This is a genomic window from Xanthomonas sp. NCPPB 1067 (genome assembly GCF_020783795.1).
GTDB lineage: Bacteria > Pseudomonadota > Gammaproteobacteria > Xanthomonadales > Xanthomonadaceae > Xanthomonas > Xanthomonas melonis.
Genome location: NZ_JAJGQG010000018.1, coordinates 26,661 through 44,750, shown reverse-complemented (window position 1 = coordinate 44,750; position 18,090 = coordinate 26,661). Strand labels below are relative to the sequence as shown.

Here is an 18,090-nt window from a genome sequence, read left to right as displayed (position 1 = left end):
GCCCATTGCCGCTGGCCGATACAATGGCGGTTTTCGCCAGGACCGACGCATGCGCACGCTCTATCCCGAGATCGCCCCCTACGAGCAGGGCAGCCTGAAGGTCGACGATCGTCATACGCTGTACTTCGAACAGTGTGGCAACCCGCAGGGCAAGCCGGTGGTCCTGTTGCACGGCGGCCCTGGCGGCGGTTGCAACGCCAAGATGCGCCGCTTCCACGACCCGGCCAAGTACCGCATCGTGCTGTTCGACCAGCGCGGCTCCGGCCGCTCCACGCCGCATGCCGATCTGGTCGACAACACCACCTGGGATCTGGTGGCCGATATCGAGCGCCTGCGCACGCATCTGGGCATCGATCGCTGGCAGGTGTTCGGTGGCAGCTGGGGCTCCACGCTGGCGCTGGCCTATGCGCAGACCCATCCGCAACAGGTCACCGAGCTGGTGCTGCGCGGCATCTTCCTGTTGCGTCGCTTCGAGCTGGAATGGTTCTATCAGGAAGGCGCCAGCCGGCTGTTCCCGGATGCGTGGGAGCACTACATCAATGCGATTCCGCAGGACGAGCGCGGCGATCTGATCGCTGCGTTCCATCGCCGCCTCACCAGCGACGACGAGGCCACCCGGCTGGCCGCCGCCAAGGCCTGGAGCGTGTGGGAAGGCGCCACCAGCTTCCTGCATGTGGACGAGGACTTCGTCACCGGGCATGAAGACGCGCACTTTGCGCTAGCCTTTGCGCGCATCGAGAACCACTACTTCGTCAACCAGGGCTTCTTCGAGGTGGAAGGCCAGCTGTTGCGCGACGCGCATCGCATCGCCGACATCCCCGGCGTGATCGTGCATGGCCGTTACGACGTGGTCTGCCCGCTGCAGAGCGCCTGGGATCTGCACAAGGTCTGGCCGAAGGCGCAGCTGCAGATCAGCCCGGCCTCGGGGCACTCGGCGTTCGAGCCGGAAAACGTCGATGCATTGGTGCGCGCCACAGACCGGTTCGCCTGAGCGATCGCAACGGGTGCGGCTGCCATCATGGCCTGGCCGCACCCGCTGCAGGCAGCCACCACACCATCACGCCAGCCATGGTGCGTGGCCGATCTCGGCCACGCCACTGGTGCGCATCGAGCGTAGCGTTGATCTTTCTGAGCTTCGTATCTTCGCGAAAGCGCGTCGCTCATGCGATTCAACTACGCCCATTACCAGCCTGGCGTCGATGCGGAGTGTTATTCGTTGAAGATGCTGGCGAATGCGTCTTCGATCGCATCTGGATCGCCAACAACCATTCGGAACGGGTCCTTGTTCCGGTAGGTGTTGATGACATAGTTTTCGATGTGTGGAAATTGTTCTGGACGGAAGCGGCACGGCAGATCCGTTGCCCAGAAATTCCGTAAGGTTTCGCTGTGCAGGAACTCCCAGCCTTGCAGTTTATTTTTGCCTTCAAAGCGCAGCGCGCGCAGCTGTGCGAGGCGCGAGAGTGATGAGACGTCGCCGGCAAGGCGGCAGGCGACAAACTGCAAGACTTCAAGTGAGGTGCAGCGTGCAATCTCGTCGATCTTCTTTATCGTTGACGAGATCAGGAAAAGCTTGCGAATGGGGCGGTCGTCGAAGACGTCCAGCGACCCGCCAAATCCGTGGACGGAAAGACGCACAAGTTTGGTCCAGCCACCGTTGAGGGAGTGGAGCTTGTTGCTTTTCCAGTCAAGGCTCTGCCACGTTTCAATCGCGGGGAAGAGGGTTGGAAGGAGGGGGCCGAAAGACACGTTCTGTGTCGTGAGTCCTTTGACGTTGCTGAAGCTTTTGAACACGTCATAGTCGAAGTCTTCCGCGAAGACGCCATTGCCCAGGATGCCGATCTCGACGATCGCGTCGCGATTTCTTAATCTTGCTGAAATCTGGCGAAAAATGCGCCTTCAACTCGCCCTGCACGACATCCTCAGGCGCGATCGCGAATCCGTCACACCCATACGCATCGATAAGGTGGCTGTATTTTTCGAAGCCGCTCTTGTTGAACAATGCAGTCCTGCGCGACAGCCCATGGGTTTTTCCCTCGATGCTGGCCCATGGGCCCTCCATCAGGTTCTCCATCGTGCGCTCATCGGCTTCGAATAGAGTCTCCGTCATCGTGCTTCCTCCTTTCGTCGAACGCGCCCTGCATCCAGGTGTTTGGTTCGCTCCCGATCAGCGCTGCAGCAACCCATCGGCCAACGGTGGAAGAAGGCGCGCCAATCGCTGCGCCCACGCGGTTTGCCCGGCGGTATCGGCGATCAGGTCCTGGCGGATCTCCAGTTCCACATGCGGCAGGCCGCGGCCTTCGCCGTAGACCGGAATGGCGTAGTCGGTGGCATCGCTGACCGCATACGGCTGGTTGTCGCCAACCACCAGGTCCGGTTCCGCGCGCAAGGCGTGCAGCAGGCGATGCGCCAGCCGGGTATCGCGGTGGTACAGCACGCCGGCATGCCAGGGGCGCGCCTGGCCGGCCATCACCGGGGTGAAGCTGTGCATGGACACCAGCAGCGTCGGTTGCCGGCGTGCTGTACGCGCGTCCAGCTCGGCGGCGATGCGGCCGTGATACGGCGCGAAGATGGCATCGATGCGCTGCTGGCGCTCAGTCGGGGTCAGCTGCAGATTGCCGGGCACCGTGGTGCCGTCGCTGATCTCCGGCATCCGGCTGGCGGCGCCATCGGGCCGGTTGCAGTCGATCACCAACCGCGAATAGGTCTGGGTGATGGCAATCGCATCCAGCGCCTCGGCCAGCAGGCGGGTGACCTGCGCAATGCCGATGTCCCAGCCGATATGGCGGTCCAGCTCGCGCTGCGGCAGGCCCAGGTTGGCCAGCCGTGCCGGCACGCGTTGGCCGGCATGGTCGGCAATCAACAGCCAGGGCGATGCGGCCTGCGCGTTGTAGACGGTGAACGGCGCCGGATCCCCGGCGCCGAGCAATGGCTCGATTGCTGCATCAACCACGCGGGGTGCCATCCAGCGCGTGGTCGGCCAGGTACAGGCCGGCCCATAGCTTGGGGTCCATCTGGTAGCCCTCGGCCATCTTCTGCACCAGCCAGGCGCCGACCTGCGCGCGCGGGATTTCGTGCACGGTGATGTCCTCGCTGGCATCGCCACCGCCGTCGCCGACCTTGCGCAGCCCGGTAGCGCGCACGAAGGCGATCTTTTCGCTGCTGGCGCCGGCCGAGGTGGGGCCGATCATCAGCACTTCGGCGTGTTCGGCGGTCCAGCCGGTTTCTTCCTCCAGTTCGCGGATCGCCGACAGCTCGATCGACTCGCCGGCATGCACATCGCCGACCAGCCCGGCCGGCATTTCGATGGTGCGGGCCTGCAGCGGCACGCGGAACTGCTCGACGAACAGCATCGCATCGTCCGGGGTCACTGCCACGATGATCGCGGCCAAGCCGCCGGCATGCACGCGCTCGGAATACTCCCAGGTGCCGCGGACGACCATGCGCTGGTACTTGCCTTCGTAGACCACGGTGGGCGGGGTGTCGTGTCGGTTCATGCAGTCGGGCCTTGGGACAGGGAAACGGGAGGGAGCGGCGGTGTCGCGTGCGCGCAGACAGCCTGTAGGCGGCGGCGCGTGAGCGGCCCGAAACGCAGGCTGTCGCACAGCCCGGTCAGCATGTCGGTATCGGCCGGCGCACGCGTGAAACCGGTGGCGGTCAGGTCCAGCGGCGCATCCAGCGCGATGGTGGTGAGCTGGCGCCACAGCAACGCATGTTCGCGCTGTTCGCGCAGCCGCACCGCCATCTGCGCCGCACCGCGCAGGCGCAGGAACGGGATCTCGTCGATACGCTCCAGCAGCGCATCCAGACTGCCGAAATGCGCCAGCAGCACGGCTGCCGATTTGGCGCCGATGCCGGTGACGCCAGGAATGTTGTCGATCGCATCGCCGCACAGCGCCAGGTAATCGGCGATCTGGTGCGCATGCACGCCATGGCGTGCTTTCACCCCGTCCATGCCCCAGCGCAGATTGCGTGCGTAATCCCATTGCTCGTCGTGTTCGGCCAGCAGTTGCGACAGATCCTTGTCGGCCGAGACGATGATGCCGCGCAGGCCGTGCCCGCGTGCGTTGTGCAGGGCGCTGCCGATCAGATCATCCGCTTCGTAATGGTGATGGGCGAGCACGCTGAGGCCGAGCGCCGCACACAACGCCTTGCAATGCGCGAACTGCCGGCGCAAGGCATCCGGCGCGGGTTCGCGGTTGCCCTTGTAGGCGGGGTAGATCGCATGCCGGAAGCAGCTGTCCAGCGCTTCGTCGAAGGCGATGGTGATGTGCTGCGGATGCTCGCGTTCGAGCAGGTCGAGCAGAAAGCGCGCAAATCCGTGTACCGCGTTGGTCGGCCAGCCCTGCGCATCCTGGAATTCGTCCGGAATCGAGTGCCAGGCGCGAAACACGTACAGGCTGGCATCCACCAGATACAGCGGCTGCGGTCGTGGGCCGCCCGGCAGCGCCGCCGCAATGGCGCTGGGCAGCGTGTTCATGGCGTCCAGTCGCGCAGCAGTGCGCGCGGATCGGGCCGCTCGCGTTCGGGCACCTGCATGCGCGGGGTGCCGATATGGATGAAGCCGACGATGCGCTCGTGTTCCTGCAGGCCCAGGTAGCCGCTCACTGCCGGGTCGTAGGCCATCCAGCCGGTCAGCCACTGCGCGCCGAAGCCGTGCGCCTGCGCGGCCTGCAGCAGCGCGAAGCACACGCAGCCGGCAGTCAGCAGTTGTTCCTGCTCGGGCACCTTGTGGTCCGGCTGCAGCGTGGCGATCACCGCGATCGCCACTGGCGCATCGTTGAAACGGTTGCGGTCCTTCTCCACCGCCGCCGCCGGCGCCAGCGGATCGGCGGCCTGGGTACGCTCGGCAAGGAAGTCACCCAGGGCATGGCGGGCGTCGCCGCCGATGCGCAGAAAGCGGAACGGCACCAGCTTGCCGTGGTCGGGCACCCTTACGGACGAGGCGAGCATGCGCAACAGCGTGTCTTCGTCCGGGCCGGGCTCGCCCAGTTGTTTGGAGGGGACCGAGCGACGCGCATCCAGCGCCTGTAACGAATACGGTGCGTGCATGGGGTAAGAGTTCTGCGAACGAATGCGGCGAGTATAGACGGGCGCTACCCAACGGCCGCCGCACGCGACGGTACGCACCGGGCAGGCCCTGCATGCCTGTACGCACCCGATGCCGGCGGCGGCATGCGGTCGGGCCGATACACCGCGCGGTCCCTGCCGCAGCCCACGTACACTGCAATCCCGGGCGCCGTTTGCATCCGCCTGACCCCGCTTGCCGCAGGGTATCCGCCCCCCCTCGTTTCGTTGCGTGCGTCGTCCGATGACCCAGTTCGTTTCCACCGACCCGCTGCCCAGCCGCAACCCGCAGTTGCTCGATCAGGTGCGCGATCTCGTACTGGTGCCGCTGGCCGATGCGTTCATCGACGTGCAGGACGTGCTGGCGCAGGCGCTGTTCCAGTTGGCCGCCGACGCAGGCAGGGATCAGAACGATTTCCTGGAGGCGATTCAGGCGCTGCGCCGGCAGCGCGAGCCGATCACCGCGCGATTCCGCGCGCATCTGGCCAAAGCCTGGCAGGGGCTGGAGTCGGGGCGTCCGCTGTCGGCCGAACGCACCCTGGCGCGCGGCGCCGCTGGACTGACCCTGTTGCCCGAACACGATCTGGAGCTGCGGCTGGCGGTACGCAACCTGGCCGGCGCGCTGCAACATCGGTGGCGGCCGGAGCTGATGCGGCTCAACCGCTACCTCGGTTTCATCGCCGGCGGGCTGCGTATCGATGGCGACAGCAATCCGTTCGGTCCGGAGCATCTGGGGGTTGCGTTGTACGAGGCGCTCCAGGGCGTGACGTTGACGGCGAAGGTGCATCTGGCGGTGCTCAAGGTCTGCGAGCAGCAACTGATGCCGCGTGTGGGGCAGCGCTACGCCGAGCTCGAACATGCGCTGGCGCAGGTCGCACGCCTGCGCGAGCTGCCGCAGGCCCGGCAGCGCCGCAGCGGCATCCCGCGGCAGGGTCGGGCGAACAGCGACGCTGTGACCGACGCGCCGGACTGGATCGCGCGCTTCTTCGCCGATTGGGCGGGCGGGCAGGGCGCGCTGGCCGGGGTCGAGGCGATCGACGTGCACGTGCGCGGCGATCGCGAGGTGCTGCCAGCGGCATTGCACCGGCGACTGCAGCAAGCCCGGCAGGCACGCGAACCGGAGGTCGACGCCGCAGCGGTGGGCGATCAGCGCGTGCTGTCGCCACGCGAAGTGGTGTCGGCGTTGTCGCTGCTGCAGACCATGCCCGGCGGCGGTTTCGAGGGCATCGAGGGCGTCGGGGTGGGGTTGCCGCGTGGACTGCGCGCGCAACTCCGGCGTGCGGCGGGCTCGCTGGGCGTGGATCCGGCCAGCAGCCGATTCGACGCGAGCGATGCCGATGCGCTGGATCTGATCGCGCTGCTGTTCGAAGCGATCCTGGCCCAGAGCCAGCTGTCGGCGGCCCAGCGCGGCCTGCTCGGGCAGTTGCTGGTGCCGATGGCAAAGCTGGCAATGCTCGACGGGCATCTGTTCGTGCGCGACGGCCACCCGGCGCGGCGTCTGCTCAATCTGCTGGTGGACGCTTGCGATGGCAATGCTGGCGAGACGGCTGCCGAACAGGGCTTGCTGGCGCAGGCGGCCGCGGTGGTGGCTGCCATCGTGCGCGATTTCGACGAGCATCCGGCGGTGTTCCTGGCGCTGGAGGCCGAATTCGGCGCCGCGCATGAGCACTACCGGCGCCGGGTGGAGATCGCCGAGCGCCGCGCCAACGAATTGCAGCGCGCAGACGAGCGCCGCGAGCGCGCCCGCGACATGGCCTCGCGCGCACTGGCCGAACGGTTGGCACGCGGACCGCTGCCGCCGGCGGTCGAGCAGTTCCTCCGCCGCATCTGGCATCCCGCCGTACAGCAGGCCGCCTTGCGCGGCGATGGCGCCGGCCCGGTGCTGGATGCCGCGCTGGCGTTGGGCGATGCGGTGCTGGATCGGGTGGGTTGCGCCGAGGACGGGCTGGAGGAACTGCATGCGCCACTGCGGCAGGTCGGTGCGCTGGCGGGGCTGGCAGCGCCGATGGTCGAGCAGGCGATACGGGAGCTGCAACGCGCGCTGGGTCCGGAATCCGTGGCCTCCACTCCGGAGGTGCCGGGCTCGATGACGATCGCATCGGACCTGCCGCAGGGGCCGGCCGAGCCCGCTGCCGATCCGCTGCCGCCGTTACTCGATGCCGACACACCCCTGCAGTTCGATCGCATCACCGCCGACTTTTTCAGCGCCCTGCCGATCGGCACCAGCCTGGACTTCGTCGATCGCGCCGGACGTGTGCAGGTCGGCAGACTCTCGTGGATCAGCCCGATTTCCGGAAGGCTGATGTTCGTCAACCGACGTGGCGGTCGACTGTGCGTGTCTTCGCCCGAAGAACTGGCGATGATGGTGGGACTGGACCGGGTACGGCTGCATCGTCAGGACGATGCTTTCTACGACGCCATGCAGGACGTGATCGACGGGCTCGACCGCCAGCACGCTGAACGCTTAACCCCAGCCGGGGTATGACGATCGAAGGCAGGCTCCACCACGGCGTTGCGGGCTAGGATGGCTGTCCGAGCGGCATCCCTGGGCGGTCACGAGTAAAGTGGGATATGTGTCACACTTAGCGGTTGAGCGAAACGCCTACCATGCGTGGGCGGAATTTGGGGCCGCGTCTGTTACTTCTCGGTTGAAAATTTTCACGCCTGCAGAGGCGGGGAGCCTTTGCGCATGACCTTCCAGCCCAGTCCGTCGGGACACCCGGGCCGTGACCAACGCTTGCTCGATCAGGCCCACGACGTGTTCGTGCCGGCGCTCGCGCAGGTATTCGCTGCTGCAGTGGCACACTTTGACGATGTGCTGTTCGATCGCGCCGAATCGGCTGGCACCTCGCAATTGCTGTTCCTCGATGGCATGCGCGAATTGCGGCGCAAGCGCGAGGAAGTGGCGACACGATTCCGCCAACAGCTCGAAGACGGCTGGCAGGCGTTGCTGTTGGGAACGCCGTTGTCGGCCGAGGTGGTGCTGGCGGGCGACATGGGGGTGGGTCCACTGAGCCTGGTGCCCGAACACGTGCTCGAGTCGCGGCTGGCGGTGCGCAACCTGGCCACGGTGCTGCTGCGCGATTTCAAGCAGGTGCTGGCACGGGTCGATCGCCGGCTGGGCTGGATCGCCGGCGGGCTGGAACTGGTGGCCGACACCAATCCGTTCGGCCCGGAACACCTGGGCGTGGCCATCCATGAAGCCTTCGCCACCTGCGATCTGGCGCCGGAAGTGCGCCTGGTGCTGATCAAGCTGTGCGAGCGCGATCTGGCCGAGCCGATCGGCAAGCTGTATGCGCGGCTGGACGAGACCCTGGCCAAGGCCGGGGTGATGCCCGAGATCTCCCAGCCCAAGCGCCCGCCGCCGCGCGTGCCCGCGCGTGACGCCGCGCCCGAGGCACAGGCCGAAACGCAGGGTGGCGATGGCGACGATCCGAACGATCAGTACGCGCCGGCCTGGGCCAACCGTTTCCTGGACCGTTGGGCGCACAGCCGCGGGCGCATGCAGGCGGCCGCCCAGCGCGGTCATGCCGAGGGTGTCGGAGCCGGCGGCGTGGACGGTGGCGACGCCGATCATCCCGGCGGTAGCCAGGGCATGCTGCTGGATGCGCTGCACGAGCTGCTGCAGCAGACCCGCAACGTGCGCGACAGCGCCGCGTCTGCCGCGTCGGTGGCGGTCGGTCAGCAGCGCCCGTTGAGCCAGCGCGAAATGATGTCGGTGCTGTCGCTGCTGCAGGCCACGCCCAGCGCGACCCTGCAGGCGGCGATCGGCGACGACAACGAATCGCTCGCGCAGCGGTTGAAGAACGAAGTACTCAACAGCGCCACGCGGCTGGGCGTGGACCCGGCCACCGCAAGACTCGATCCGATGGACGAAGACGCCATCGATCTGGTCGGCATGCTGTTCGACGTGATGCTGGACGAGCGCGACCTGGAAAGCCGCTCGCGCGAGATGATCGGCCGCTTGGTGGTGCCGTTCGTCAAGGTCGCGCTGCTGGACCGCAAGATGTTCGTGCAGAAGACCCATCCGGCGCGGCGCCTGCTCAATTCGCTGGCCGAGGCCTGCGAAGGCAACACCGGCGACAGCCCGGCCGAGCGCGTACTGATGGGCAAGGTGGAGGAGATCGTCGACCGGCTGGTGGCCGAGTTCAACGAGAACCTGGCCATCTTCCTGACCCTTGAAGAGGAATTCCGCGATTTCCTGTCCCAGCACCGCCGGCGGGTGGAAATCGCCGAGCGTCGCGCCACCGAGACCCAGCGTGGGCAGGAGAAGCTGGAGCTGGCGCGTAGTCGCGCGCTGGCGGAACTGGAGCAGCGCGTCCCCGACGGTGCGGGCCTGCCCAAGGCGGTCGAGGATTTCCTGCGTCAACCCTGGTTGCACCATCTGACCATGGCGATCCTGCGCGACGGCGAAGAAGGCCCGGGCACGCTGGAAGCGCTGGCGTTGGCCGATGGGGTGCTGGAAGAGCTGGGCGAGGCGCGCCGCCACATCATCGGCAAGCCGTGGCTGCAGGTCTGGCAGCCGGCCCTGCACCGCGTTTTCGCCAGCGTTGGCCTGCACGGCGATGCGGCAGTGGTGGCGATCACCGCGCTGCACGATACCTTGCAGGCGATCGCCGAGGCGCGCCCGGAACTGGAGAAGGCATTGCCGGAACTGCCGCAGGTCAACCTGCCGCCACCGGCGGCCGAAAGCGTCAGTGTGGTACTGGGCGCCGAAGCGGTGGCGCAGAGCACCGACAGCGCCGACGCCGAGCGTTTCCGCGCGATGGACATCGGTACCTGGCTGGATTTCGTCGACAAGGACGGAAAGGTGCAGGCGGGCAAGCTGTCGTGGGTGAGCCCGATCTCGCAGCGCCTGTTGTTCGTCAACCGGCGCGGCGTGCGTTTCTGCGTGGCGTCGCCGGAAGAATTGGCCGTGATGGTGCGGTTGGGTCGCCTGCGCGAGCACATCAACGACGGTGCGTTCGACAGCGCGATGCAGGGCGTGATCGACCGACTGGATCCGCTGCACACCAACAGCACGGTGCATTGAGCGCCGTCCCGCCGCGGCGTGGGCGAATGAAGCGGACCGATGGCGCAACAACGCGCGGTCCGCACAGGACACCGCGCGCCGACGGCGATCGCAGTCGGCGCACGCGCCGGATCGCGCACGCGGTTACGGCGCCGCCGGCCCGATGAAGTCCAGGGCCCGCGCAATCACCGAGGGGTGATCGACCATGCGGTTGTGGCCGAGCCCTTCGGTACTGAACAACTGCGCGCCGGGCCACAGGGCGGCGAAGCGGGCGCCTTCTTCCCACGGCGTCTCGCGATCGCGGCGGTCGTGGATGATCAGTGCCGGGCGATCGAACTGCGGCAGGCGCGCGGTCGCGTCGAAATCGGCGAAACAGGCGCCGATCAACTGGATCAGCCAGGTCTCGAAGGGTGCGAAGGCCGCAGGCGCGATGCCTGCCGCCTGAAACTGACGCCTGGCGCTGCCGGCCGGCGCCACCAGCGGGGCGATCATGACATAGCGCGCCGGCTGCCATGCCGGATCGTCGGCGAACACCGCCGCAGCCGTTCCCAACGAGTGACCGATGAACACGGCGGGGCGCCCGAAGTGGCGGCCGATCTGGCCGAGGATCTTGGAAAAATGCGGCAGATTGCTGATCTGCCCGCCGCTCAGCCCGTGCGCCGCCTGGTCGAAGGCCACCACCGCGTAGCCAAGCGCGCGCAACTGCGGCACCCAGGCGGCAAACCGCAGCCCGTAGCTGGCCCAGCCGTGCGACAGCAGCACGAACGGCTGCTGTGCGGGATCGCCCCATTGGTACACCGCGATATCCAGGCCGTCGATGCGCAGGCTCTGCCGCTGTGCATCGTCCAGTGTGGCGGCAATGGCGGCTGCCTGCCGGCGCCCGGACGGACCTGGGGTGACGAAACGGCGGGCCAGATAGCGACCAGTCGGGCCGGGTGCCAGTCGGCTGGCGCCGACCAGTACGAGGCGCAGCAGACGCGCGCGCAGCCTGGCAATGGGAGAGCTCATGGCGGTTCCTGATGATGGGGGCGCCATCTTGTCGATGGCAAGATACGAGCAAGTCTGGCGCTGGAAACTTGTCAGCGTCAAGATTATCTGCTGCACTGGAGTCCCGATAAGCGAATGCCGATGGCGCGAGCACAGACCCCGACGGCGTATCACCATGGCGACCTGCCTGCCGCGTTGCGGCGTGCCGGCTGGGAGCTGCTTGGCGAATCCGGCTTGCGCGGGCTCACGCTGCGCGAATGCGCGCGCCGGGCCGGGGTTTCGCACGCTGCGCCGGCCCACCACTTCGGTTCGCTGGAAGGGTTGTTGACGGAGTTGGCCGCCGATGGCTACGAGCGCATGCTCGACTGCATCGTGGCCACCCAGCGGGAGTCGGCCGATCCGTTGCTGGGAGGCGGGCTGGGTTACATCCGCTTCGCACTCGCGTTTCCGCAGCAGTTCCGGATGATGCTGGGTCTGGATGTGCGGGCGCGCACCCTGCCACGGCTGGTGCAGGCCAGCGGGGCGGCCATGGCGCGCCTGCGCGAGACGCTACGGGCGCAATGGATCGCACGTCACGGCAGCGCTCCGGACCCCGAACTGCTGGAGCAACGCACGTTGCTGGCCTGGAGCGCGGTGCATGGCTATGCATCGCTGGCGATCGATCGCAAGCACGAGGCGCTGTCCGCGATGCCCCCCGAGGTCCTGTTCGCGCCATTGTTGAAGGGCTTGCTCGAGCCGTAGCGCGGTCCAACGTCCGTGGTCTGCCGGCGGCCGGAGCGCCGCAGACCGCGGATGCCCGGTGGCGCGCCGGAGCAGGGCGCTTCATCCACGATTGTCCCATCGGCTCGGACGTACGGCGCCGGCGGGATCACAGTGCTGCCCTGCAGGCACGCGGGCACCGGTGCCGCAGCGCTCCGATGCCCGACGCGTTGTCGTGCCGCGAACAGCCAGCGGGAGTGAGGGCGTCAGACCTGCCGGCTGCATACCGGCTGCAATACGCACGAGCGCACCGCCGGCCCACGCGCTGCGCTCTGCTAGCATCGCGGCGACTGGGCGTGCGACCGGAGCAACCATGGCTGTGCAGGTACTGGTGCTGAAAGAGCGGGCGGCGGGCGAACGCCGGGTGGCGGCAACGCCGGAAACGGTCAGAAAGCTGGTCGCGCTTGGCGCCAGCGTGTGGATCGAGCCGGACGCCGGCCGCGCCAGCAGCATGGACGAGGCGGCTTATGTCGCCGCCGGTGCGCACGTGGCCGATGCGCAGAGTCTCGCCCTGGCCGATATGGTGCTCTGCGTGCAGGCGCCGCCGACCGAGCTGCTGCTGCAATGCAGGCCGCAGACGGTGGTGATCGGCATGCTGTCGCCCGATGCGGACCCGGCGCGCGCGCAGGCGTTTGCCGAGCGCGGGTTGATCGTGTTCCCGCTGGAGCGGCTGCCACGTACCACGCGCGCGCAGGCCATGGACGTGTTGAGTTCGCAGGCCGGCATGGCCGGCTACAAGGCGGTCCTGATCGGCGCGCAGCTTGCGCCGCGCTTCTTCCCGATGCTGACGACCGCGGCCGGCACCATGCGTCCGTGCAAGGTGCTGGTGATCGGTGCCGGAGTCGCCGGACTGCAGGCGATCGCCACCGCCAAGCGGCTGGGCGCGCAGGTGGAAGGCTTCGATGTGCGCCCGGAGACGCGCGAGCAGATCGCCTCGTTGGGCGCGCGCTTCCTCGATCTGGGCGTCAGCGCCGCCGGCGAGGGCGGCTATGCGCGGCAACTCACCGACGACGAACGCGCCGAACAGCAGCGCCGCCTGGCCGAACACCTCAAGGGCGTGGATGTGGTGGTCTGCACGGCGGCGGTGCCGGGGCGGCCCGCGCCGAAGATCGTGACCACAGAGATGGTGCACGGCATGCGCGCCGGCAGCGTCATCGTGGACCTGGCCGCGGAAACCGGCGGCAATTGCGCGGCCACCCGCCCCGGCGAAACCTATGACCTGGACGGCGTGGCGATCGCCGGGCCGCTCAACCTCGCCAGCCAGGGCGCGGTGCACGCCAGCGAAATGTTCGCGCGCAACGTCTATGCGTTCGCGGCATTGGTGATCAAGGATGGCGCGCTGGCGTTCGACTGGGACGACGAACTGCTTGCCAGGACGCGCTGGTCGGCAGCGCCTGTTGCGTGACGCGTCAGTACGTAGACTTAGAGCGGCTAACAGAACGCAGCGAGCGGTCGTCCGGTGGGTGTGGACGGCGCGGAGGAACCGCAGTGTACGAGTGGTACATGCCGATTCCGAGCACCGGCCGCGCCCGCCTGGCGGGGAGCGCAGTCGTTTTGTTAGCTGCCCTTATTCAAGCGCTGGCGGGTGGCTCCGGATGCTGGCGTGTGGCGCGAGCGCACTTGACGCAGGTACAGTCGGCTGCATCCCGGACGGCCATGCCGTAGCAGTGCGCGGTGCGAGGTGCGAAGTCGCCCGGTCTTGCGGCCTCGTCCGTCAACGAACAACCACTGCGCCAGTTGCCGGACATACATCGTGCTCGGCGGCGGACACGCACAGCGCTCGGCGGAAGCCGCCCGTTGCGCGAGACAGGATCCACGCCGAATGCATGATCGTCAGCATTGCCACGACGCATCGGTGCTGGCCAACCGCGACCGCAGCTGTCCAGTCTGCCGGAGAAAGCCGCCTCAGCCAGGCACACGCCCCGGCGGCACGCTCAATCGTCCGTCGGCGGATGCTCGCGCAACCAGGTGCTGCGTTCGGCAGGGCTCATCTTTTGCCAGCGTTGCTGCAATGCATTGCGCTGCTCGGGGTTGAGCGTGCGCATCCGCTGGAACAGCGCTCTGGCCTCGCGGCGCTGTTCCGGGCTCATGTTGCGGAAGCGGTCCATGCCGGCCTTGGCCTGCTTGCGCTGCTCGGGCGTCATGTCCAGCCAGCGGCTTGCATGGCGATACATCCGCGGGCGTTCTTCGGGCACGTCGTTCCAGCGTTCGCGCAGGGCGTCGATCAGCACCTGACGCTGCTGCGGGGTGAGCCGGTCCCACTCCGGCATCGGCGTCTCGTTGCGCGGGCCTGGGCCACGCGGTCCGGGGCCGTCCAGCGGCGGCGGCCCCGGCGGTCCTGCCGGGCGGTCCTGCGCCAGCAACGGCGCGCACGGCCCGACGCAAAGCAACAGGGTCAGCAGCAGGCGGGTGGTGCGGGTCATCGTGTTCATTCCATGGCCAGTGCGGAGTCGGACCCGAGCCAGACATACAGGTCCGGGTTCTGCGAAAGAAGGTCGTCGGTCTCGGCGCCGGCGCTGGTGTCGGCGATCGCCTGGGACGGTGCCGCTTGCGGCGGCGTGTCGACGCTCGGTTGCAATTGCAGGCCGATACCAACCGCCAGCAGCGCGGAACAGGCGGTGGCCAGCAGCCAATGGCGGCGCATGCGCCTGACCGGCGCGGCGTGGCGGGCCTGACGCAGGCGTGCCAGCGTCTGCGGCGGCAGGCTGCCGAGCGCAGTGGCGTGCAGTTGGCGCAGCTGCGCATCGAACTGGGCCGGATCGTTGGAGCGTTTCACAGGAAATCCTCGAACTGTTTTTGCAATGCGTCGCGGGCGCGCGACAGGTGCGTTTTGACCGAGCCTTCGGAGCAGCCCATCGCCTTGGCGGTGGTGGCCACATCCAGCTCTTCCAGCACCCGCAGGGTGAAGGCTTCGCGCTGGCGTGCCGGCAGGCCGCGCAGCGCGTGCACCAGCCGCTGGTAGGCCTGCTGGTGCTGCTGCTCGCCAACCGGGCCGATGCCGGGGTCGGCCCAGTCGATCGGGCCTTCGTCATCGGCGCGCTCGGCCGGTGCCCAGAACTTGAGGCGGAAACTGCGCCGGCGCTGCAGGTCGATGATGCGGCTGCGCAGGATGCTCCAGAACAGCGGCGTCCACTCTTCGGCCGGGCGCTCGCGGTAGCCGAGCAGCTTCACCATGGCGTCCTGTACCGCATCCAGCGCGTCTTCGCGATGACGCAGCCCGGCCTCGGCGAAGCGGAATGCGCGCGGGCCGATGCCGGCCAGAAACGCATCCAGCGAGACGGGTGCGGCGGCGGCCGGGACGGCAGGCTGCGGATCGAAAGGGGTTCCCACCAGCACAGCGTAGCTTCCGCGAGGACGATATGGCGTCAACGGCCGAGTGCCGATTCGGTTGACAGGCCCGTTGGATAGGTATGATCGGTGGGCCGCACCGGCCAGTGGAGCGAGAGACGATGAGCGACGGTTTCGTAGCGCTGTACATCTTCATGCTGGCGGCCATCGCCGGCCATGTCATCATCTCGCGGGTGCCGGTGATCCTGCATACGCCGCTGATGTCCGGCTCCAATTTCATCCACGGTATCGTGCTGATCGGGGCAATGGTGGTGCTGGGGCACGCCGACACCACGCTGGAAAAAGCCTTGGGCTTCGTGGCGGTGGCGCTGGGCGCCGGCAATGCGGCCGGCGGCTATGTGGTGACCGAGCGCATGCTGGACATGTTCAAGTCCAGCCGCAAGCCGCCGGGCGGGGAGGCGCCGTGAACGTGTCCACGCCCGAGTTGCTGTCGTGGCTGGTGAAGTCCAGCTACCTGGTGGCCGCCACCCTGTTCCTGCTGGGCCTGCAACGCATGGCCTCGCCACTGACCGCGCGCAGCGGCATCCGCTGGGCCGGCCTGGGCATGCTGATCGCCACCGGGGCCACGTTCCTGCTCCCCGAATTGCACAACGTGCCGCTGATCCTGGCCGCGCTGGCGATCGGCACCGGGGTGGCGTGGTGGTCGGCCAAGAAGGTGGCCATCACCGACATGCCGCAGATGGTGGCGCTGTACAACGGCATGGGCGGCGGCTCGGCGGCGGCGATCGGGGCGGTGGAGCTGCTGCGATTTTCGTTCTTCGTCAACCGCGATACCGCGCACTGGAGCGCACAGGCCATCGCCGAACTGGCCGCACGCCGGCCGGATACCACCACGGTGGTGCTGGCGGTGATCGGTTCGGCGATCGGTGCGGTGTCGCTGTCAGGCTCGATCGTCGCCTGGGCCAAGCTCGACGGCCGGCTCGACCGGCGGGTGACCTTCTCCGGCCAGCAGGCCTTCAATCTGGTGGTGGCACTGGCCATGGTGGTGCTGGGTGGCTGGGCGGCGAGCAGCCTGCAGCCGATGGCGATCATCGCCTTCTTCGTGGTGGCGCTGGCGCTGGGCGTGCTGATGACGCTGCCGATCGGCGGCGCCGACATGCCGGTGGTGATCTCGCTGTACAACGCCTTCACCGGCCTGGCGGTGGCGTTCGAGGGCTACGTGCTGGGCAATGAGGCATTGATCATCGCCGGCATGATGGTGGGCGCGGCCGGCATCCTGCTGACCCGATTGATGGCCAAGGCGATGAACCGGCCGATCAGCGGCGTGCTGTTCTCCAACTTCGGCGGTGGCGGGCAGGCGCAGGAAATCAGCGGCGCGCAGAAGCCGATCGAAGCCGGCGACGTGGCTGCGATGATGGCCTTCGCCGAGCGGGTGGTGATCGTGCCCGGCTACGGCATGGCGGTGGCGCAGGCGCAGCACAAGATCTGGGAGCTGGCGCAGCGCCTGATCGCGCGTGGGGTGAAGGTGAAATTCGCGATCCACCCGGTGGCCGGACGCATGCCCGGGCACATGAACGTGCTGCTGGCCGAAGCCGGCGTGCCCTACGACCTGATCGCCGACATGGACGATATCAATCCGGAATTCGCCAGCACCGATGTGTCATTGGTGATCGGCGCCAACGACGTGGTCAATCCGGTGGCCAGGACCGACCCGGCCAGCCCGATCTACGGCATGCCGATCCTGGACGTGGTCAATTCAAGGAACACGGTGGTGATCAAGCGCGGCAAGGGCACAGGGTTTGCCGGGATCGAAAACGCGCTGTTCTACGCCGACAACACCCGCATGCTCTATGGCGACGGGGCCGAGGCGGCCGGTGCCCTGGTCAGCGAATTGAAGGCCCTGGATGGCGGCGGGCATTGAGATTTTGGTGGGTCGCCAGGTGCGCTCGAATGCTCGAGGCAAAACGCCGGGGTCGGTCGTTTGCCTTGCGTTAGCAGGGGCGTTTACACGGTCGGATCAAAAGCCTGGTGAGTCGAAGGCGCGGTGCCCTCACCGCTCGCGGGACACGCCGTAAATCCGTCCCTGGAGGCTGCGTGGCGGCATCCATGCCGCCACAGCGTCCCGCAATCGGCAAGGACACCGCGCCAGACAGTTGGCTGATTGCCTGGTCCAAGAATCAAGGCACCGCGTTGCGCAGTTTGCTTGCTGCTCTTCTGAACGCTCTGCACACCTACCAACATGATTGGTCCTTGCCCGCTCACCGTCGCGGGACCCTTGGCGGCATGGATGCCGCCAAGGAGCTTACATGGACGTACTTGCAGCGTGTCCTGCGATGGTGGGCGGGCAAGGGCCCTGCAGCAAACGCGCAGCGCTTTTCAACGCGCCCGGCTCAGCGCGCAGCCCACCACGCCAGCACCACCGCTGCGACGTAACACAGCAGATCGAACGCGTTGTTGGCCAGTTGCAGCAGCGTCCAGGCAAGGCGCGGGCCCATTTTCTGCGCGGAGGTCCATGGGTCCAGACCCAGCGGCCCGCCCAGTTGCGCCGAAGCGATGCCCCAGTTGGCGCCGACGATGATCAATGTGGTGGTCGCCACTGCCACACCGATGCGCAACCGGCCCGCGCGCAAGGTGCCCAGGCGCAGCATCCACACCACTTCCAGCGCAACCAGCAGGGCCATCCAGCCGGCCTGGTTGCCCAGCGCAAGGGCGATCAGCAGCCAGGCGATGAGGGCGGTGACGCTTCCCAGCAACAGGAGCGGGGGCCAGAGCCAGTGGGCGCTTCTGGCGGACGCGGAGGTGGGCGGCATTGGGGCTCCTGACAGTGCACACATGATAGAGCGCAAGGCGTGTTTTGCGCTGCATTGGCGGCGTGAGTCACGCTGGCTGCAGATGACTGTGTTTCAGATGGAATGCAGCGTCGGCGGCGCGACCGGCAGCGGCATCGCCCTGGTCGGCTAGAATGGCCGACTTGCGCGCGT

The 18,090-nt window shown here is 67.6% G+C and carries 18 protein-coding genes and 1 other RNA gene; 7 read left to right on the top strand and 12 right to left on the bottom strand.

Going from position 1 to position 18,090, the window contains the following annotated elements; all coding sequences use genetic code 11:
• The first annotated feature begins 49 nt into the window (after positions 1 to 49).
• On the top strand, positions 50 to 991 hold the full coding sequence (gene pip, locus LL962_RS14045; RefSeq protein ID WP_228317355.1) for a prolyl aminopeptidase: 942 nt from the start codon (positions 50 to 52) through the stop codon (positions 989 to 991).
• 218 nt (positions 992 to 1,209) lie between these two features.
• Here the strand turns inward: pip and LL962_RS14040 are convergent, their stop codons facing one another.
• From LL962_RS14040 to LL962_RS14015, 6 genes are read right to left on the bottom strand one after another with little or no spacing between them, the layout of a single operon-like run.
• Positions 1,210 to 1,791 (bottom strand): hypothetical protein, encoded by a 582-nt coding sequence (locus tag LL962_RS14040; RefSeq protein ID WP_228317354.1) that lies wholly within the window; start codon positions 1,789 to 1,791, stop codon positions 1,210 to 1,212.
• Position 1,792: 1 nt separating this feature from the next.
• Positions 1,793 to 2,107 (bottom strand): hypothetical protein, encoded by a 315-nt coding sequence (locus tag LL962_RS14035; RefSeq protein WP_228317353.1) that lies wholly within the window; start codon positions 2,105 to 2,107, stop codon positions 1,793 to 1,795.
• Positions 2,108 to 2,164: 57 nt separating this feature from the next.
• Positions 2,165 to 2,950, bottom strand: a complete 786-nt coding sequence (locus tag LL962_RS14030; RefSeq protein ID WP_228317352.1) for an N-formylglutamate amidohydrolase — start codon at positions 2,948 to 2,950, stop codon at positions 2,165 to 2,167.
• Positions 2,943 to 3,494 carry an NUDIX hydrolase gene (locus LL962_RS14025; RefSeq protein ID WP_228317351.1) on the bottom strand — a complete coding sequence of 184 codons (552 nt, stop codon included), beginning with the start codon at positions 3,492 to 3,494 and terminating at the stop codon, positions 2,943 to 2,945. The genes LL962_RS14030 and LL962_RS14025 overlap by 8 nt, the downstream gene beginning before the upstream one ends.
• Positions 3,491 to 4,477, bottom strand: coding sequence for a 5'-3' exonuclease (locus tag LL962_RS14020; protein ID WP_104584729.1), 987 nt, complete (start codon positions 4,475 to 4,477; stop codon positions 3,491 to 3,493). The genes LL962_RS14025 and LL962_RS14020 overlap by 4 nt, the downstream gene beginning before the upstream one ends.
• Entirely contained in the window at positions 4,474 to 5,049 is a 576-nt protein-coding gene (locus LL962_RS14015; protein ID WP_228317350.1) for a nitroreductase family protein, read from the bottom strand. Before LL962_RS14015 ends, LL962_RS14020 begins: the two co-directional genes overlap by 4 nt.
• 259 nt (positions 5,050 to 5,308) lie before the next feature.
• On the opposite strand from LL962_RS14015, the gene LL962_RS14010 reads away from it, so the two are divergent.
• Both LL962_RS14010 and LL962_RS14005 read left to right on the top strand, forming a co-directional pair.
• Positions 5,309 to 7,549: a DUF1631 family protein gene (locus tag LL962_RS14010; protein ID WP_228317349.1), complete on the top strand. Its 2,241-nt coding sequence runs from the start codon at positions 5,309 to 5,311 to the stop codon at positions 7,547 to 7,549.
• A gap of 204 nt (positions 7,550 to 7,753) precedes the next feature.
• Positions 7,754 to 10,096: a DUF1631 domain-containing protein gene (locus LL962_RS14005; protein WP_228317348.1), complete on the top strand. Its 2,343-nt coding sequence runs from the start codon at positions 7,754 to 7,756 to the stop codon at positions 10,094 to 10,096.
• A gap of 123 nt (positions 10,097 to 10,219) precedes the next feature.
• Here the strand turns inward: LL962_RS14005 and LL962_RS14000 are convergent, their stop codons facing one another.
• Positions 10,220 to 11,083: an alpha/beta hydrolase gene (locus LL962_RS14000; RefSeq protein ID WP_228317347.1), complete on the bottom strand. Its 864-nt coding sequence runs from the start codon at positions 11,081 to 11,083 to the stop codon at positions 10,220 to 10,222.
• Between the two features lie 120 nt (positions 11,084 to 11,203).
• On the opposite strand from LL962_RS14000, the gene LL962_RS13995 reads away from it, so the two are divergent.
• Complete coding sequence (locus tag LL962_RS13995) at positions 11,204 to 11,803, top strand: TetR/AcrR family transcriptional regulator (RefSeq protein WP_228317387.1); 600 nt, start codon at positions 11,204 to 11,206, stop codon at positions 11,801 to 11,803.
• A 331-nt stretch (positions 11,804 to 12,134) separates the two neighbouring features.
• Positions 12,135 to 13,226, top strand: coding sequence for an NAD(P) transhydrogenase subunit alpha (locus LL962_RS13990; protein WP_228317346.1), 1,092 nt, complete (start codon positions 12,135 to 12,137; stop codon positions 13,224 to 13,226).
• A gap of 24 nt (positions 13,227 to 13,250) precedes the next feature.
• On the opposite strand, the gene LL962_RS13985 is transcribed toward LL962_RS13990, so the two are convergent.
• The 4 genes from LL962_RS13985 to LL962_RS13970 form a co-directional block, all read right to left on the bottom strand.
• A non-coding RNA gene (locus tag LL962_RS13985) (sX9 sRNA) lies at positions 13,251 to 13,326 on the bottom strand.
• 429 nt (positions 13,327 to 13,755) lie between these two features.
• A complete protein-coding gene (locus LL962_RS13980; protein WP_104585551.1) occupies positions 13,756 to 14,244 on the bottom strand; it encodes a DUF3106 domain-containing protein in 489 nt (162 codons plus the stop codon).
• Positions 14,245 to 14,249: 5 nt separating this feature from the next.
• Entirely contained in the window at positions 14,250 to 14,597 is a 348-nt protein-coding gene (locus LL962_RS13975) for a DUF3379 domain-containing protein (RefSeq protein ID WP_228317345.1), read from the bottom strand.
• Entirely contained in the window at positions 14,594 to 15,157 is a 564-nt protein-coding gene (locus tag LL962_RS13970) for an RNA polymerase sigma factor (protein ID WP_104584713.1), read from the bottom strand. The genes LL962_RS13975 and LL962_RS13970 overlap by 4 nt, the downstream gene beginning before the upstream one ends.
• A gap of 113 nt (positions 15,158 to 15,270) precedes the next feature.
• Here LL962_RS13970 and LL962_RS13965 point away from each other — a divergent pair, with 113 nt between their 5' ends.
• Both LL962_RS13965 and LL962_RS13960 read left to right on the top strand, forming a co-directional pair.
• Entirely contained in the window at positions 15,271 to 15,576 is a 306-nt protein-coding gene (locus LL962_RS13965; protein WP_104584711.1) for an NAD(P) transhydrogenase subunit alpha, read from the top strand.
• Entirely contained in the window at positions 15,573 to 17,030 is a 1,458-nt protein-coding gene (locus LL962_RS13960; protein WP_228317344.1) for an NAD(P)(+) transhydrogenase (Re/Si-specific) subunit beta, read from the top strand. The genes LL962_RS13965 and LL962_RS13960 overlap by 4 nt, the downstream gene beginning before the upstream one ends.
• 469 nt (positions 17,031 to 17,499) lie before the next feature.
• Here LL962_RS13960 and LL962_RS13955 read toward each other — a convergent pair whose 3' ends face one another.
• Complete coding sequence (locus tag LL962_RS13955) at positions 17,500 to 17,919, bottom strand: hypothetical protein (RefSeq protein ID WP_228317343.1); 420 nt, start codon at positions 17,917 to 17,919, stop codon at positions 17,500 to 17,502.
• Positions 17,920 to 18,090: the final 171 nt, after the last annotated feature.

Bases quoted from the DNA above. Each gene is read 5' to 3' on its own strand.
- LL962_RS14005 (WP_228317348.1), top strand. From the start codon at position 7,754: ATGACCTTCCAGCCCAGTCCGTCGGGACACCCGGGCCGTGACCAACGC.
- LL962_RS14020 (WP_104584729.1), bottom strand. From the start codon at position 4,477: ATGAACACGCTGCCCAGCGCCATTGCGGCGGCGCTGCCGGGCGGCCCA.
- pip (WP_228317355.1), top strand. From the start codon at position 50: ATGCGCACGCTCTATCCCGAGATCGCCCCCTACGAGCAGGGCAGCCTG.
- LL962_RS13955 (WP_228317343.1), bottom strand. From the start codon at position 17,919: ATGCCGCCCACCTCCGCGTCCGCCAGAAGCGCCCACTGGCTCTGGCCC.
- LL962_RS13965 (WP_104584711.1), top strand. From the start codon at position 15,271: ATGAGCGACGGTTTCGTAGCGCTGTACATCTTCATGCTGGCGGCCATC.
- LL962_RS14035 (WP_228317353.1), bottom strand. From the start codon at position 2,107: ATGACGGAGACTCTATTCGAAGCCGATGAGCGCACGATGGAGAACCTG.
- LL962_RS13990 (WP_228317346.1), top strand. From the start codon at position 12,135: ATGGCTGTGCAGGTACTGGTGCTGAAAGAGCGGGCGGCGGGCGAACGC.
- LL962_RS14000 (WP_228317347.1), bottom strand. From the start codon at position 11,083: ATGAGCTCTCCCATTGCCAGGCTGCGCGCGCGTCTGCTGCGCCTCGTA.
- LL962_RS14025 (WP_228317351.1), bottom strand. From the start codon at position 3,494: ATGAACCGACACGACACCCCGCCCACCGTGGTCTACGAAGGCAAGTAC.
- LL962_RS13995 (WP_228317387.1), top strand. From the start codon at position 11,204: ATGGCGCGAGCACAGACCCCGACGGCGTATCACCATGGCGACCTGCCT.
- LL962_RS14010 (WP_228317349.1), top strand. From the start codon at position 5,309: ATGACCCAGTTCGTTTCCACCGACCCGCTGCCCAGCCGCAACCCGCAG.
- LL962_RS14015 (WP_228317350.1), bottom strand. From the start codon at position 5,049: ATGCACGCACCGTATTCGTTACAGGCGCTGGATGCGCGTCGCTCGGTC.
- LL962_RS13980 (WP_104585551.1), bottom strand. From the start codon at position 14,244: ATGACCCGCACCACCCGCCTGCTGCTGACCCTGTTGCTTTGCGTCGGG.